Source organism: Paenibacillus xylanilyticus (genome assembly GCF_047246825.1).
Classification (GTDB): domain Bacteria; phylum Bacillota; class Bacilli; order Paenibacillales; family Paenibacillaceae; genus Paenibacillus; species Paenibacillus xylanilyticus_B.
This window is the reverse complement of sequence record NZ_JBFOLB010000006.1, coordinates 25,257-42,180: the sequence shown is the minus strand read 5'-3', so window position 1 is coordinate 42,180 and position 16,924 is coordinate 25,257. Positions and strand designations below refer to the sequence as shown.

The window sequence follows — 16,924 nt, the reverse complement described above, 5'->3', positions numbered from 1 at the left end:
GGTGTGCCAAGGGAGTAAATGCCCGCATAGCCTGGGCACTCCTCTTGGGGAGAATGATATACTTGCGGGTCAGGCGCTAACGAACCCGACGCATATTAAAGGTGAACAATCAAGGCATGCAAAGATTAACGAACCTCAGTAACGTTATTTAGGACAAACAAGCTTCAAAACCTTAAAATTCGCCGAAATAACGTCTCTATGATTCGTTAAACCGCAAACCTGTGCAAACAAAAGCGAATAGCATGCGCTTGGTTCGTTAGACGGGAAGGACACCAAAAAGGGATGTTACCCTTCATACTTATGGCTGTTAAGACATCCCCTCCGAGGAAGAACCAGGTCACTTAGCAAGGTGTAAGGGAAGACACCGATGCAGGATCGGTTGTAAATCCAATCGCCGTCTGCACCCCGGTGGCTGAATATAGCCAACAAGCTGTTATAACTGAAACTACTATAGGGAGAGTGTATGTATGAAAAGAATGACAAAGTTGACGTTGCTCATGCTGATTGCTTTTTCCGTAATGCTCGCAGGTTGTGGTAACGGGGACAAAAGCGGTAGTCCGGTCAATACGGATGCTCAAACTGGTGGAGAGGCCGCTGCAGGGGAAAAAACGATTAAAATCTTTCAATTTAAAGTCGAAATTGCGGAAGCGCTTAACCGTCTCAAAGCGGAATATGAATCCTCCCATCCAGGCATCAAGCTGGACATTCAAACTGTCGGCGGCGGCAGTGACTACGGCGCTGCATTGAAAGCCAAGTTCGCGGCTGGCGAACAACCGGATATTTTCAACGTTGGCGGATATCGTGAACTGGATACCTGGCTCGAATATCTGGAAGACCTGTCGGGTGAAGCTTGGACCAAGGACGTGCTTGATGTAGCCAAAGAGCCGATGACCAAAGACGGAAAGCTGTACGGACAGCCGCTGGCACTGGAAGGCTATGGTTTCATTTATAACAAAGACCTTTTCGAAAAAGCAGGCATCACTGAAATTCCAACAACACTGGAACAATTGGATCAGGCAGCACAAAAACTTGAGGCTGCTGGCATCACACCATTTTCGAATGGATATCAGGAATGGTGGGTGCTCGGCAATCATAATGTAAACGTGGCGTTTGCGAATCAGGCAGACCCGGTGAAGTTCATTCAAGGTCTTAACGAAGGAACAGAAAAAATCCCGGGCAACCAAGTGTTTACGGACTGGATGAACCTGCTTGACCTAACGCTGAAATACAGCAACAAAAACCCGCTTACAACGGACTACAATACGCAGGTAACCCTGTTTGCAAGTGGGGAAGCAGCAATGATGCAGCAAGGGAACTGGACACAGGTGCAGATTGATGGAATTAACCCGGATCTGAATCTTGGTATGTTGCCAATGCCAATCACGAATGAACCAAATGACAAATTGTTTGTCGGCGTACCGAACTACTGGGTTGTGAACAAAAATTCGCAAGTGAAGCCGGAAGCGAAGGAATTCCTGGAATGGCTCGTGACATCTGATATCGGGAAACAGTACATGACCAAAGAATTCAAGTTTATCCCGGCGTTCAGCTCGATCCAGGCATCGGAAGAGGATCTGGGAGATCTGGCAACAGAGATCATGAAGTACAGTCAGGAAAATAAAACATTGAGCTGGAACTTCAACCGCTTCCCGGAAGGTGTTCCACAGGAGTATGGCAGCACGATTCAGGCATATGTCGCAGGCAAATCGGATAAAGCCGGATTGCTTGATGCCTTACAGCAAAACTGGGATAGTCTGAAAAAGTAAACCCATCAACGATTCACTACATCCGTAAAATAGGAGCTTTCTCATCCTTGAAAAGTTATCCACACAAAAGGGGTATCCACAGGATTTGAAGCCCTTAGGAAAGGGTTAATTCATTGCCAGCTTAAATAGGTCAGCCAGAATTGCATTCTGGTTGGCCTCTCTTTATGTGGAGACTCAATTATTGCAGTTTAAATCCAACACAACGAGAAACGGCTCCTGAAATGTGGATAATCCGGGATTATAAGATGGTTCAATGACATGTTTAACACCAGGTTAACACTATATGTGGATATCTTGTGTGTATACGTTTCTACATGTGGACAAAGTGCGAGGATTTCATGTGAAGATTATCATTTTTTGTTAACAGAAATACTTGTATATGCACGTTTAGTACTGTATAGTTCTATTTATGACAAAACAAACATCAAGCTCTGGTTCAGCTAAATCCAGAAGTTCCAATCCGGTTAACCGGACCAAGGCAGTTGAAGTAGCGGCACAGTTATTTTTGCGTCAGGGATACAGCTATGTCAGCATGGATGAAGTCGTGCGGGCGAGCGGTGTGTCCAAGTCCAATATTTATTATCATTTTAAAAATAAGGAGGAACTGCTTCAAGCGGTTGTGCAATACTGGATCGCCCAGTACGAGTCGCAGGTATACCTATTGCTCAGTCAGCGAGAAAGAAGCGTCGAAGAGCGCATTAACACGTTTATATCGTCATTGTCGGCTGGAATGGAGGGGCGCAATTATGAAGGGAGCTGTCCTTTTATTACCCTTTATATGCAGACACCCGCGAGTGCGCCTGAGGTGAAGGCGAGTATATCCCGATTTTTCCGTGAGCTCCAGCCAATGATCGAGAAGTTATTACAGCAGGGGGTGGATCGCGCCGAATTCCGTCAAACTATTGATCCAGGAGCAGCTGCTTCGCTCTTTGTAGCGGCACTGGAAGGTTCGCTGGTTTTGGCGGAGACCGCAAAGGATACCGGGATTATCGAACAATCCGCACGTACATTTTGCCAGATGCTTCGTTAAGCGAAGCTCTTTTTTTGAATATATTTAGTACTATATAGTACTAATGAGGAGAATGAATTCATGAACGTAAATTCTACATATATAACATCAAACGACTCGAAACATACAAACAAGGTGGACTCAGAGGCATCAGCCGTTATCTTTATGACAGGCAGTACTGGATTTATCGGCAAGGAGGCCATAAAGCAATTACTGGAAGAGAACGTACGATTAGTACTGCTTGTCCGTTCTGAATCCCAAGCGAGAAGTGCCTTGAATTCTTATGGCATAACAGATTTTAGCAAAATTACATTTCTACAAGGAGACTTGACGGTTAAGGGACTTGGACTCACTACAGCGGATCGGGGGCGTGCACTTGGAGCGGATGTCATCATTCATGCAGGCGGGACAATGGACGTAACCCTGGAGCGCAAAGTTGCGGAGCAGATATTTATGAATGGGGCAAAAGAAGTAGCCGGACTGGCTGAAGAGATTCAGCGTGTACGTGGTCTAAGACATGTTATCCATGTGGTTGGATTCATGAGTCCTTATGGGCTGCGTAACGAAAAGGGTGAGGTCATACCAATTGACAAAGTGGCTTCGAATGAAAGCGCATATGAAGAAATGAAGTTTCATGCTGATTTGTATCTCCGTGAACATGCAGAAAAGCATCAATATCCATTGTCTGTTGTGAACCCGAGTACAGTGGTTGGACCGCGTCCGACGGGTGAGACCGAGCAAACAGGTGGTATCGGCCTGCTCATTCAGGCGATGCAAAAACGGCTCATGCCGGTTGTGCCCGGAGGATCATCTTATTGGTTGCCGTTAGTTGAGAATGATGTAGTTACGCGGACTCTGGTTTTCCTGACCAAAGAATCAGCTCCGTCAGGCGGGACCTATCCGCTCCTGGCACGCAAAGAAAACAGTCCCAACATGAAGGAATTGCTCCATCTTCTTGCGCAACAGCTGGATGTGCCGAAGCCCAACGGGGCTGTTCCGTTATCATGGATGCAATTTGCAATGAGATCCGGAGGGGCACGGATCAGCGGTGTGCCGGCCGAATCCGTTTCTTTTATTACAGACAGAATATTTCATGTGGATGAGACGGAAGATTTATTTAAACGCATGGGACAATCATGGCCGGATATCCGGGAGCAGCTTCCGTTTGTGACAGCCGATCTGGATTATCGACTTTGTCATACAACATATGAAAGTCGGCCTTCCGGTTGGACCAGAACCCGCATTGGGAACTTGGCGGCGCTTGGCTGGGAAGGGAAAGGAGAACCGTGGCTGATCGTGCATGGTCTGCTGAATTGTGCTGATGAAATGTTACCTCTGGGAGAGCAGCTTCATGTACTTACAGGTCATCCGGTTTGGCTTGTGGATCTGGCAGGGTTCGGACGATCTCCTGTACATCAGGGGGAAGAAGCCTTTGAAGGTCAGGTTGATACGTTGCTTACAGCCATCGGCGAGTTTGAAGGTCCGATGAAGCTGGTAGGTCACTCCATAGGTGCAGTTATTGCATCTGCGGCGGTGCTGCGCAGTGGGAGGAAGGATATTAGGCTTGGTTTGCTTCAGCCGGTCGCTGACAATACAGACCCAAATATGCTGCGGTGGGTTTCCCGTTTGCCAAGAGGAATGATGCGCACACTTCTTAGTCGAAGGTCGGAGAAGAGTTGGCGGCATATGTTAAGTACATCCAGCGTCCGAGAAGAAGGTAGCCTTACGGAGGCTGTACTGGCTAAGAGAATCCAGTCCAGTCTGCAATCCCCGCGGATAGCAGGAGCGCATGCCGACTTGTTGCGGTGGATTCACTCCGGCAAAATAAAGGGTACTACATCATCATGGGGGAGAATGTGGAACCGAGTCGATCAAGCTAACAATACATTAGTAGTATGGGCCAAGGAAGACCCGGAATATCACTACCCAGAGGATTTGAATCCACAGTTTAACCGGATAGATGTGCCTTATGGTCATTACTTTCCAGTCTTTCAATACCGGGAAACGGCTGCAATTCTCGCAGAATGGTCCGCTACGATGAGATGAGTTCAAATTCCTGTCCAAGTTGGGGCGTGCAGGAATTCCATTCGGATTGTCGAAAGGGTCAAGTCGAGTGTTTAGGAGTCCAACTGAGTTCAACCAAAGACAGGAGAGAGAATGAAATGAATCAGCAACGTGTGGAAATCAGTAAAAATGTACTTACCGAATGTTTGGGGCTGCGTGGGGGAGAGAATCTCGTCGTTGTGGCGGACGATGCCAAACGGGAGTTGGCTGAATCCATTTATGGGGCGGGTAAAGCACTTGGTGCAGAATCTGTACTGATGATCATGGAGGAGCGGAGCAGGTCCGGAGAAGAACCGCCAGCAGCGGTTGCACAAGCCATGATGCAAGCCGATGTGGCCGTATGCGTGACGAGATATTCATTAACCCACACACAGGCCCGGAAACAGGCTGCTGCATCAGGAACACGAGTGGCCACCATGCCCGGCATGACGGAAGATATGTTCATGAATGGTGCCATCACAGCCGAATACCCACAGGTGAAGGCACTGACCGAGAAGGTGACAGCTTTACTAACTGCCGGCAGCCAGGTTCGGATTGAAAAGGATGGACACAGCCTGGTGTTCTCCATCAAGGATCGAAGCGGAGTGCCCAGCACGGGAATGTATTTGAATCCTGGCGAATCGGGAAATTTGCCTTCGGGTGAAGCGTACATTGCTCCGGTTGAAGGCCAAGGTGAAGGCAGCATTGTTGTAGATGGATCTGTCGCCGGGATCGGTGCACTCCGTGAACCGATGACCCTAACAGTACAAGAAGGACGGCTGGTTTCAACCGATGGCCCGGACGGACAGCAATTGCTCGCGATGCTGGGCGAAGGGGATGGTCGTTACCTCGGTGAATTCGGCATTGGCACCAACAATAAGGCTCGAATTACGGGAGTTGTTCTGGAAGATGAGAAGGTGTATGGAACCATTCATATTGCCTTCGGCAGCAATAACACTTTCGGTGGAACGATTGCGGCGGGGGTACATATTGACGCAGTTGTGCAAAAGCCGGATGTCTATATCGATGACAAGCTGATTATGCGCAGAGGCGAGCTGGTTGAATAACGGGACTGATGAATACGTGGATTCTGCAATCCACAGTATGTCCACAGTGAGGGATAATTGGAGTGGGCATTTAAGGTTTTACGTGAGATTTACAAACAAATACACAACATGTCCACATTAAATTATTGTATATCCACATAGAAATACCCATTTATCCACAAACTGTGTGCAATATGTGCACAACTTATCCACAAAAGGGGTATAACTTGTACTTTCACTGTGGAAATTCACTCTAATTATTGAAATATAAAAGTTATCCACAGATATTAGGATAAAAAAGACCAAAGATTTGGCATGCAGCCAACCCTTTGGTCTTTTTCGTTTAGAGTGTACTGGTTTAGTTTATTTGTTTTCCGTATTAAAACGGCGGACTTCACTCAGCAATCTGCATGATCGGATAATGCTTCGAATTCTCTATCAAGTTTTTTAGAGTACTCAACTCATTGCTGCAGCTTGCCAAAATGGACGAAGCTCTAAATATTTCATGGAAAATAGCCGATACACCAAGTAACACTTTAAAAGTGAGAGGGTATGGAGACAACTATGAATGAGGAAGCTCAAGTTCAATACATTAATTTTACGGTCGGAGATCAGTTTTTCGCGCTTCGCATTGAGGAAGTTCATGAAATTATCAGGATGATTCCCGTGACCACCGTCCCGTTCGGCAGCCCGGAAATCAGAGGTTTTGGATCTTTATACGGCAAGGTGGTTTCCGTCGTTAGTCTGCGGGTTTTGCTGGGAATGCCCGATCGGGAAGATGATGCTTCGACGCGTATCATTGTCGTTCCATATAAAGGAGGATATGTGCCTTTGATCGTGGATACGGTGGATTCTGTGGTGACGTACGATCGATTCGAAGAACCTGCGGAAGAGCATAAACGTTTTATGACAGGCGTATTTAGGGAGATTGGACATGCCCCGGATCATACGGCGGGTATTTTGAATCTGGATGTACTGTTGGGCATGTTGACGAGCTTAGGCGAATAACAATTTCATTTTTACTGCAATGGCAGAGGACACCCTGCCTAAAATTTTAATGTTCCTAATCCCTTACAGGGGAGAAGGGACATTTTTTTATGCGAATTCCCCCTGTAAGGAGAGCGTCAGGAGATGGATAAAGCAATTTTTGTGCGTAAAGGTTTTTAAATCCGGGCATTTTCGTATATGATGGAGAGTAACAATGCGAAGGGATGACGGGAGACTGTAATGATGCAATCGCTGTATGGAGTATGGCTTGGTGACGTATTTTTTTGTTTTTCCGGTGAAACATCGGAACCACGTGTAGATGCTTGGACCCACGTGGTAAGGAGGCTGAATTTTGGCGACGGGGGTCGTCTGTTTCAGCCTGCGGCTCTGCGTCTTGCGGAGCTGCGCTGGCCCAATCCGATGCGTAATGCTGCGGAAGCCAAGGGTACGAAGCGGCGCCAATTTCTTGGACGGACGCTGGAAGGATTGGCGATCTCACCCAAAGATACATTTAAACTACTGCTGCATTGGGATGTCAGCATACTGAAGGCCGCGGGGATTCAGGCAGGGGAGGAGATCCGCTACTGGATAAAAGCGGCACAGTTCACACAGGAACTGCTGCTGCGCGGGGAGATTGCTCCTTCTGCTGAGTTCGCGGCCAAAACCGGTGCGCGGCGGCGTACGGGTCAAGAGACGCTTACAGGAACTTGGCGTCCTCGTCTGTCGCAGGAAGACGATGTGGAGCGTTTCCGTGAGCTGGCGGAAGCCATGCCGCCGATCGGTTTGTCTGCTCCTGGTGCGTATGCTTCCTTTGAGCCGGAATCGCGTGAGGAGGCTGGTGCTGCTGTCTTATTTTCATTCATGAGTGGCATGATTCACGCGGTTGTAACAGGGGAACTTGAAAGTATGGACAGTGATTTGTCCCGATACCGTACTCAATTTCGGCGTGGATCTTCTCCTGTAGCCGAGTTGTGGTGGAACAGTCTGATTTCCATGTTCCGTCCCGTGACTGTGCAGGGCCCGACGGAGGAAATGGCAGAACTTATCGAGACATTGCAAGAAGCAGGGGGCACGGCGATGCCGGTCGTGGGCAGTGAGGAGACAGCTCCCACGGAAGGCGAGCTGAAACTGGTGCTGCGGCTTGAGCCCCCTCTTGGTGAACATGAATCGTTATGGGGAATCACCTTCTGGGCAGATAGTGCGCAGGAATCTGGACTGAGACTGCCAGCACGCACCATCTGGGCCCACCCGGAACGTGACCTGGATCGGGGGAAGGTACGGTACGTATCAGCGGCGGAGCAGCTGTTGATGGCACTGGGTCAAGCCAGTGAATTGGCACCTGAACTGGAAATCGCCCTGCTTCAACCACGCCCGGAGGGAATGAAGCTGGAGCAGCAGCCGTTTTTTGAATTTTTGACACATGCGGTGCCTCGGTTGCAGAAGGCAGGGATAACTGTGCTGATGCCATCCCGCTGGAGTCGTGCCGGAAAACGGCGGGCCGGGCTGCGGTTGCAAATGCTGAATCGTGGGAATGAACGGGCGCCTGGCGCTCCGAATGCACTGGGGATGGAACAGCTGGTAGCCTTCAAGGCAGAGCCGATGCTGGATGGTAAACCCGTTACAGCAGAGGAACTTGCTGCGTTGGCAGAAGCCACGGTACCTTATGTCATGTTCCGCGGTGAATGGATCGAAGTGGATACCAAAGAGATTCGCCAGGTTCTGCGTTATATGAAAAAAGAAGAAGAACAATATATGCCGCTATCTGAATGGCTGCATCTGGCTGCAGAGGAAGGGGAGGATGCAGCCTGGAAAGGGCTGTCTGTTTTTGGGGCGGAATCCGAAGGCTTGCTCTCCTTCCTGCTGGACGGACAGGTGCTTCGCAGTATCGAGCCCCGTCAGGTGCCCGAAGAGCTGCACGGGGAGCTCCGGCCATATCAGGAGCGGGGGTATCAATGGTTATCTGCGATGCGCGAGCTTGGATTCGGCGTATGTCTTGCAGATGATATGGGTCTCGGGAAGACGATTCAGGTGATTACTTGCCTGCTGGACCTGAAACATGAGGAGCAGCAGGCAGCGGCTGAAGAGGCACGAGAACATGAGATGTATGGGGCGGACCATCCATTGGAGATTGGCGAGAATATCCCCTCACAGGATGTACACCAGCCTGCACTCATCGTGTGCCCGACTTCTCTGCTCGGCAACTGGCAGCGCGAGCTGAAAAGATTCGCCCCGAATCTGTCGCTGTACATCCATCATGGGGGACAACGACTGCACGGGAGCGCATTTCAAGCCGAGGCACAGGCCCATGATATCGTACTGACGACGTATCATCTGGCTGGCCGGGACGGACCGGATCTTGCATCATTGCATTGGTCTACCGTGGTCCTTGATGAAGCGCAGTATATTAAAAATTATCGCACCAAGCAGGCGCAAAGTGTAATGCGCTTATCGGCTCCTCATCGGATTGCCATGACCGGTACGCCGGTCGAGAACCGCCTGAGTGAGCTGTGGTCGATTTTCCAATTCCTCAATCCGGGGTATCTCGGAACGGCTTCATCGTTCCGTCAACGTTATACAGGAATGGGGACATCCGAAGAAAACAGCGCGTCACTGCGGGAGCTTCATAGGCTTGTCTCGCCATTTATGCTGCGGAGGCTCAAAAGTGATCCGGACATCCGCAAAGATTTGCCAGAGAAGCTGGAGCTGAAATCGTACTGCTCGTTAACACCCGAGCAAACCATTCTATACCAACGTGTGGTCGATGATCTGATGGGTGGACTTGACGGCAGAAACGGCATTGCCCGTAAAGGCATTGTATTATCGTCGCTCACCAAGCTGAAGCAAATCTGTGATCATCCGGTACTGGCTGACAGCAGCCGCAAGGATAATGCGAAGGTGGAGGCATCCGGCAAAATGGAGCGCCTGCTGGAGCTGGTTGATGCCATCCGGGACAACGGGGAATCGGCACTCATTTTCACTCAGTATGTAGCGATGGGCGAGCTGTTGGTCTCACGTCTTACACAGCGTTATGAGGAAGAGCCTTATTTCCTCCATGGCGGCGTGTCCAAGACACAGAGGGATGAGATGGTGGAGACGTTCCAAAAAGGCGAGGGACCATCTCTGTTCGTTTTATCACTCCGGGCTGGCGGTGTGGGTCTGAATCTGACCCGGGCCAGTCATGTCATTCACTACGATCGCTGGTGGAACCCGGCGGTGGAGAATCAGGCAACGGACCGGGTGTTCCGAATTGGACAGAACCGCAATGTGCAGGTGCACAAGCTGATCTGTCAGGGTACGCTGGAAGAACGCATAGATGAATTAATTGAGAGCAAAAAGGCACTCTCCGAGCAGGTGGTTGGTTCCGGTGAAAACTGGCTGACTGAAATGTCGGATGACGAACTGCGCGGACTTATTTCACTTCAGGGTGAGACGTGGTTATAGGCTTGATGAATACATTGGTAAGCGATAAAAGGGAAGGGGGAAGGTTATGAGCGAAAAGTGGAATGTGGAGCTGCATATGTCCCCCGGTGGATGGACAGCAGAGGTAAGTGAGTCTGCTGAAGCACGTCAACATGTGTCAGCAGACGTGGATCAGGCCGGGACAGCAGCTAGCCTGTTCACGGTAACCGGTACGCTGCCGCAGCTCAGCGAAGCCGCACGCGAGGCCGTGCTGGCCCAGCTGCGCAAGCGTCCGCTGGCGCTGTACGCGCTGCTGCGCGGTGGCCCCGCCCCAGGGGAGCTTGCGGGGCTGATGCCTGCGGCTGCGGCCGCTGCAGCGTGCACTTGCGGCCGCACGGACTGCGCACATGCTGCGGCTGCGGAGCAGGCCATGGCTGCGCGCTTCGCGGCCGAGCCGCTGCTCCAGCTGGCGCACGCCGGCCTGCCGCGCGAAGCGCTGCTCGCCGGCGTGCTTGGATCTTGGGCAGAGGAGCTGGCCCATGATCCAAGCGGCGCAGGCCGCGCAGCGGAGACAGCCGGCCGCCCGCAGGCGCGGGGCGGCGAAGGCGGCGCTGCCGTCGGCGAATGGATCGCCGAGGCGGCCGCAGACGGCGCGATGCACCAGCCGGGGCCTGGCTTCGGCGCCGTGAAAGTGCGTTTGGCGCAGCCGGGCAAGCCCCCGGCAACGCCGGAGCTGGCCGCGCTGCTGCCGGGAGTACCCGTAGCAGCCGGGCTGACAATGATCCGCGAGCGTGTAGCCGCGCGGATCTGGCAGGCTGTCCAGAAGAAGAAGGACAGCCCGGCAACCAAATGATGCTCGCATCGAAGCGGGGGAGATCTTAGATCACCCTCGCTTGTTTGTGGTATGGCATCTGCATAAACATGTTTTGGAAAGGATATCTATCCAAACTTCATTCTGGATCTGTTGATTAAAGGTTGGGATGAAGCTTTAATTGTCCGAAAAACGGACGTATAGCCCGCACACCCTCCTTCACGCGAGGGCCATTCCCTGCCAGTGAGGTCTGGAGCAGTGGAGCTTCAATGCAATTTGATGTTATACTGTCGCAGGGGAAGAAATGCCCCAGAGCGTACTCAATTTTTGTCATGATTATTTTGCGATAGGAGTTTTTTATATGAAATCACGAACAGGAAGACAGCGCCACATTGCGGTATTGCTGTCCTCACTGATGATATGCGGAGCATTGCTGTCCGCTTGCCAGGATGGCTCGGGTTCAGAGGAGAATCAGAATCTGAATGCAGCAGGCGATACACAACAGGAGGCGGACGGGACGACCGTTCATTTAACCGAGGACACTGGAGATGATGGTGCTAAGACAGACGGTGAATCTGACAGTTCACCATCTGGTGACAGTGAGGATTCGGGCAGTGCTTCTACGGATGAAGAGCAAGGTTCTTCGGATGCTGGCAATGAAACGGCAACGGACGACTCCCTGATGGAGCAGCGCAGCGTCAGCGCTATGCAAAATACGATTGACAGCGAATCCGTTGTAACCAATGCAGAAGCAATGACTGTCATTGTGAACAAGCAGCGCAGCCTGCCAGAAGGATACGAGCCGAACGATCTGGTAGAGCCGAATGTGCCGTTTTCCTTCGACGGTCCTCATGAGAAGCGCCATATGCGGAAGGAAGCCGCAGAAGCACTGGAGAAGCTGTTTGCCGGGGCCGAGGCGGACGGCATTGAACTGCGTGCCGTATCCGGATACCGTTCATATGAGCGTCAGGTTTCCATCTATAACAACAATGTCAAAACCAAAGGTCAAGAATACACGGATCGTGTGAGTTCTAAGCCGGGCAGAAGCGAACATCAGACCGGTCTGGCGATGGATGTATCCAGCCCGAGTGTAGGGAACGCGCTGGAAGAAGTATTTGGAACCTCGAAGGAAGGCCAGTGGCTGGCCGAACATGCTGCAGAGTACGGCTTCGTCATCCGTTATCTCGAAGGTGAGGAGGACATAACGGGCTACGTCTATGAGCCTTGGCACATTCGTTATGTCGGAACCGATCTGGCACCGGACATTGTAAAGAGCGGTTTGACACTTGAGGAATACTTTGATGAGGCTAATATTAAACTGTAGGCAAAACGTTTCATGTGTTGACGCCTGCATCTGCGTGATAAGTCCCGTGCAAGTTACCAATTGCTGAGCAGCTGGTTTCATGCACGGGGCTTTTTTTGTACATATAACGATCAATCACCTAATTTTTGGTATGCCAAATGCTCCCGGCTTGTTATAATTCAGAGATTATCCACGAAAATGACAAGTAGAGAAAGGGAGGTCCCAATGAGCAAACAGCAGGTGTTTACCGGTTCTCCATGGGAACCACTTGTGGGCTACTGTCGAGCCATCCGGATCGGGAACCGGATCGAGGTGGCAGGGACAACAGCCATGCAGGATGGTGTTGTTGTCGGTGCGGGAGATCCTTATGCCCAGACAAGATTTGTTTTGCAAACGATTGAAAAGGCATTAAATGAACTCGGCGCAGATTTATCGCATGTGATACGAACCCGCATGTTTGTGACCGATATCTCCCGTTGGGAGGAAGTAGGCAAGGCTCATGGCGAATTTTTTGGCCAGATCCAGCCTGTGGCCACTATGGTTGAGGTGAGTGCACTTATTGATCCGTTATTAATGGTCGAGATTGAGGTAGAAGCCATGATTGAAACGGATTCTGAAGCGGAATGAAGAACGGAAAAATAACCTTATCCATGTCTGCATAAAACAGGCTGGGTAAGGTTATTTTTGCAATTTGAGCTTTAGTAGAATCAATCGGTTTACTTTAATAAACCTGTGACAACTTGCTTATTGAAATGGTACAACCTCTGCATCGGAAGTTTCCAAAACGACTTTCCAGGCATTTCCGATTGGAGGCAGACTGCGAGTCAGCATAGGACTGTAGAATCCGATGACTTTTGCATCTTTCGTCAGTTCCTCTGCTTTGATGGCCTTACCATTCTGATTTACCAGCTTGGTGTCTTCCGAAATATTGAGGATGACGTGGTCAGGAGCTGTTTCGGTTAAACGAGTACCAGAAATCTCGATTTGAGTCACCTGATCTTCCGTTGTTTTTACATTTTCAATCGTACCGGCTGTACCAAGAACTTCTTTGGGTTGTGCCTCAGCATCCGCAGAAACGGTATCCAGAACAGTAACTTGGTAGGTTGGTGTTTGCGGTGGGAGGCTCATCGTCATGATTGGTGCATGTACGGCTTCCACAGTCATGCCAATGGTCAGATCGGCAAGTGCGATCTCCTTGCCATCTGCAGACTTGATGACCGTATCCTCGCCAAGGTTAAGTACCAGACCCTCGGTGCCTGTACCCCCGATATGAATGGATGGATACTTCGTATCCGGGTTGATTCCAGTAATGACACCACGCTCCGTAACGTTTTTCACGTCCTCTTCATTTGTAATCGTGACTTGGTTACCCGTTGTGTTTACTTGGGTATGTAGTACCTTTTCTGTAAAAGAAGCGGGTACGAACAGTTTGCCATCGGTGATTTGAGGGGCAGTTCCCAGGGTAAGCAGCATTTTATTGACGGAATACTGATCCTTGTCTGTTGTGACGAGTGTCCAAAGGTTACCTTTTGTCAGCTCGGCCGACTTGTTTTCTTTGTTCCATTTCAACTCAATGCCAAGTGCATCCGTAAGATCACGCAGTGCGATCATGGCTTCCTTGCCATCTTTATTCCAATAGCCATCAGCTATCGCTGTGCCGTTCACGGACACTTTTACAGCTGAGGATAATGAACTATCCGTTGTTACGGAAGTTTGGTTACCAGACTGTGTCGTGTCGAGTGTTGCTGCGTATGCTGCTCCTCCGCTCAGGGCCAAGGATAGGACCATTAGGGCACTTACTTTTTTCATGTTGTTGTTCATTGTTGATCATCCCTTCTAATCTTGGTTATATCGCGGTAAACTCCTAATTAGGGCTGCGCTCATTCTTATAGACGGGACAACTTGGTAAATTGTTGCACCTGAACGCTTGGTCATGTGTGTGACGTGTCAGCTCATTATTTGCAACATGTGGCAATTTGCAGGTTACAGGCAGTGGGATACGGTTAAATTTCAGGTGAGTGGTACAACCTGTGGTCTGTTTCCTGTTGCTTAGTTGTTTGAAAAAAAGCATTATCACATTCAATGAGGAGAGGAATGGATCAGATGAGTGATATGTTGGTAGCACTCTACGATTTGCCGGAGCAGGAGAGTGGTTTGAAGAAACTGGAGCAATCCTCCATCGTCATCCGAAGAGCCATCGCCCCGGAGAAGCAGCTTGTGCTGGATTGGGTTAAATCTCATTTTAGCCAGCCCTGGGTGGATGAGTGTGATGTATCTTTTGCACGTCAGCCGGTATCCTGTTATATTGCCCTCGAACATGGAAAAATGATCGGCTTCGCCTGTTACGAAGCGACATGCCGCAACTTTTTCGGCCCAACAGGGGTGAATCAGGATGCACGGGGCAAAGGTGTGGGTACAGCACTGCTGCTGGCTTGCATGCACGCGATGAAGGCAGATGGTTATGCCTATGCGATCATCGGATCGGCAGGACCAGTAGATTTTTATGCCCGGACGCTCGGTGCCGTCAAGATCGAAAATTCAACACCGGGTATTTACAAAGGTATGCTGCGGGCAGACTAGACGAGAATGATGTTCCGGAAAAAGGAAGGGAGGACGAAAATGAGTACGAGCAAAATGCTGCACATCGGAATGATCGGGACCGGATCCATCTCGGATCTGCATATGAGGTGTTACGCCAAAAACGAGAATGCTGTCATCTATGCCATCTGTGATCTGAACGAACAGCGCGCAGCAGCAGCAGCACAGAAATATGATGCACAGTCCGTCTATACAGATTACCGGGAAATGCTGAAGGACCCTCATGTGGATGCAGTCAGCATCTGTACCTGGAACAACACGCATGCCAAATTCGCCATTGCCGCATTGGAGGCGGGCAAGCATGTGCTGCTGGAGAAGCCGGTGGCTACAAATGTGGAAGATGCGCTGAGAATCGAGGAAGCCGTGAAGAAAAGTGGCTGTACCTTTATCGTTGGATTTGTGCGGCGCTACGATAACAATATGCAAATGCTGCGCAGGTTTATCGATGCAGGGGAATTTGGTCAGTTGTATTATGCCAAGGCATCCATTCTGCGGCGTCTGGGCAATCCCGGAGGCTGGTTCGCGGATAAAAACCGTTCCGGCGGAGGTCCGCTTATTGATCTGGGCGTACATATCATTGACCAATGCTGGTATCTCATGGGCAGGCCGAAACCCGTCTCGGTAAGTGGCAACACGTATCGGAAGCTCGGCAATCGTGCTCATATCGAAGAACTTTCTTTCTATAAGGCAGCGGATTACAGTTCAGCCGTGAACAACGTGGAAGATATGGCGAATGCGTTGATCCGCTTCGAGAACGGGGCTTCGCTGGCGGTGGATGTAAGCTTTACATTGCATGCACGCGGAGATGAATCTTCAGTAAAACTGTATGGAGAACGAGGCGGATTCGAACTGGAGCCGGAGACACTGATTGTAACGGAAAAACACAACACCATATTGAATATCGAGCCGCAAACAGATAACACGGGGCTGCATATTCATAGTGCATTTCAGAATCAGATCGATCACTTTGTGGATTGCTGCTTGAATGGGACTGGACCGATCAGCCCGATTGCGGATGGTGTTGCCTCGACAAGGATGTTATGCGGAATTTACGAGTCGGCGGAAAAAGGTCAGGAAATTCGTCTGGACTGATCGTATTGCAGGATTTGCAAGGATTCTAATAATATTACAAAAGCATGCGCTTCCGCTTGATATGCGGCCTCGCATGCTTTTGACTGTTTCATTTATTCATCGGTGAATTTTCATACCCAGGGTCATCGTAATCGGTATCCTGCAGCCGGAGCAGTACATTCATGCTCTTAATGGCCTGCCGGGTATGGGAGGTGCCATGGTCGTACAGAAAACTGTACAGCAATGTCATGCCATCCGAAAATTGTTCGGTTGCTTCATCGTGATCCGCCGATTTGTAGGGTACAGGGGCGCGCTGCAGCGTATAGGCATCGTCATCCTCCAGTACTTTCATCAGGTCTTTCAGCTGATTCAACTCTTCGTCATCCACCATGACTTCAAATGGTGTCGATTCGTTCTTGGTCTGTTCAATGAGGTTATGGGTTACGGACACATAAAAATGCGTTTTACCATCTTGCATAATCCAACCTCCATTCTAAAATGGAAAAAAGACGCTTCTACTGTTAATAAACAGCAGTAAGCGCCCTGAAACGAAGGATACAGTTACTTATGCCTATCCATCAGAGTATTCGGTCACAACGGACCATCCATTGCCTTTGCCATCCAAACGGCCTTGTTCGAAAAAATCAATTCCGTCTACGGTGATACAGACTGCCACAAGTTCTGGTTCATTCTCTACGGGATTGGCAGCGATAAACCCTTTGTTCAACAAATAAGTAATGGCTCTGTGTTTCTCAATATGTGCTTGCTGATAGAATCTTTCCATAGGTGCAATTAAAGCGGGATTTTCCGTAAACCAGATATCATAAAGCTCATGTAATATATCGAATCGCTCTTGTATCCTCTCTTTGATTGCGCTCTCCAATTCCATTA

The 16,924-nt window shown here is 49.9% G+C and carries 14 protein-coding genes; 11 read left to right on the top strand and 3 right to left on the bottom strand.

Going from position 1 to position 16,924, the window contains the following annotated elements; genetic code table 11:
• The first annotated feature begins 467 nt into the window (after positions 1–467).
• The 9 genes from AB3N00_RS25310 to AB3N00_RS25270 all read left to right on the top strand — a co-directional run bounded on the left by AB3N00_RS25310 (position 468) and on the right by AB3N00_RS25270 (position 12,991).
• Complete coding sequence (locus tag AB3N00_RS25310; RefSeq protein WP_413037045.1) at positions 468–1,766, top strand: ABC transporter substrate-binding protein; 1,299 nt, start codon at positions 468–470, stop codon at positions 1,764–1,766.
• Positions 1,767–2,175: 409 nt separating this feature from the next.
• Complete coding sequence (locus AB3N00_RS25305; protein ID WP_413037044.1) at positions 2,176–2,796, top strand: TetR/AcrR family transcriptional regulator; 621 nt, start codon at positions 2,176–2,178, stop codon at positions 2,794–2,796.
• 60 nt (positions 2,797–2,856) lie between these two features.
• Positions 2,857–4,821: an alpha/beta fold hydrolase gene (locus tag AB3N00_RS25300; protein WP_413037043.1), complete on the top strand. Its 1,965-nt coding sequence runs from the start codon at positions 2,857–2,859 to the stop codon at positions 4,819–4,821.
• A 116-nt stretch (positions 4,822–4,937) separates the two neighbouring features.
• Complete coding sequence (locus AB3N00_RS25295; protein WP_413037042.1) at positions 4,938–5,885, top strand: aminopeptidase; 948 nt, start codon at positions 4,938–4,940, stop codon at positions 5,883–5,885.
• Positions 5,886–6,416: 531 nt separating this feature from the next.
• Positions 6,417–6,872 carry a chemotaxis protein CheW gene (locus tag AB3N00_RS25290; RefSeq protein WP_413037041.1) on the top strand — a complete coding sequence of 152 codons (456 nt, stop codon included), beginning with the start codon at positions 6,417–6,419 and terminating at the stop codon, positions 6,870–6,872.
• A gap of 219 nt (positions 6,873–7,091) precedes the next feature.
• The gene (locus AB3N00_RS25285; protein ID WP_413037040.1) at positions 7,092–10,292 is read left to right on the top strand and encodes a DEAD/DEAH box helicase; all 3,201 of its coding nucleotides are present in this window, start codon (positions 7,092–7,094) and stop codon (positions 10,290–10,292) included.
• Positions 10,293–10,338: 46 nt separating this feature from the next.
• Positions 10,339–11,103, top strand: a complete 765-nt coding sequence (locus AB3N00_RS25280; protein ID WP_413037039.1) for a hypothetical protein — start codon at positions 10,339–10,341, stop codon at positions 11,101–11,103.
• A gap of 319 nt (positions 11,104–11,422) precedes the next feature.
• Positions 11,423–12,385, top strand: a complete 963-nt coding sequence (locus AB3N00_RS25275) for a D-alanyl-D-alanine carboxypeptidase family protein (RefSeq protein ID WP_413037038.1) — start codon at positions 11,423–11,425, stop codon at positions 12,383–12,385.
• Between the two features lie 204 nt (positions 12,386–12,589).
• Positions 12,590–12,991, top strand: coding sequence for a RidA family protein (locus AB3N00_RS25270; protein ID WP_413037037.1), 402 nt, complete (start codon positions 12,590–12,592; stop codon positions 12,989–12,991).
• Between the two features lie 117 nt (positions 12,992–13,108).
• On the opposite strand, the gene AB3N00_RS25265 is transcribed toward AB3N00_RS25270, so the two are convergent.
• Positions 13,109–14,185: a copper amine oxidase N-terminal domain-containing protein gene (locus AB3N00_RS25265; RefSeq protein WP_413037036.1), complete on the bottom strand. Its 1,077-nt coding sequence runs from the start codon at positions 14,183–14,185 to the stop codon at positions 13,109–13,111.
• 282 nt (positions 14,186–14,467) lie between these two features.
• Here AB3N00_RS25265 and AB3N00_RS25260 point away from each other — a divergent pair, with 282 nt between their 5' ends.
• Together AB3N00_RS25260 and AB3N00_RS25255 are read left to right on the top strand one after the other, a co-directional pair.
• Positions 14,468–14,944, top strand: a complete 477-nt coding sequence (locus AB3N00_RS25260; protein ID WP_175394898.1) for a GNAT family N-acetyltransferase — start codon at positions 14,468–14,470, stop codon at positions 14,942–14,944.
• A gap of 39 nt (positions 14,945–14,983) precedes the next feature.
• The gene (locus tag AB3N00_RS25255) at positions 14,984–16,054 is read left to right on the top strand and encodes a Gfo/Idh/MocA family protein (protein ID WP_413037035.1); all 1,071 of its coding nucleotides are present in this window, start codon (positions 14,984–14,986) and stop codon (positions 16,052–16,054) included.
• Positions 16,055–16,142: 88 nt separating this feature from the next.
• Here AB3N00_RS25255 and AB3N00_RS25250 read toward each other — a convergent pair whose 3' ends face one another.
• Together AB3N00_RS25250 and AB3N00_RS25245 are read right to left on the bottom strand one after the other, a co-directional pair.
• On the bottom strand, positions 16,143–16,511 hold the full coding sequence (locus tag AB3N00_RS25250) for a hypothetical protein (RefSeq protein ID WP_413037034.1): 369 nt from the start codon (positions 16,509–16,511) through the stop codon (positions 16,143–16,145).
• Positions 16,512–16,604: 93 nt separating this feature from the next.
• Positions 16,605–16,922, bottom strand: coding sequence for a hypothetical protein (locus tag AB3N00_RS25245; RefSeq protein ID WP_413037033.1), 318 nt, complete (start codon positions 16,920–16,922; stop codon positions 16,605–16,607).
• Positions 16,923–16,924: the final 2 nt, after the last annotated feature.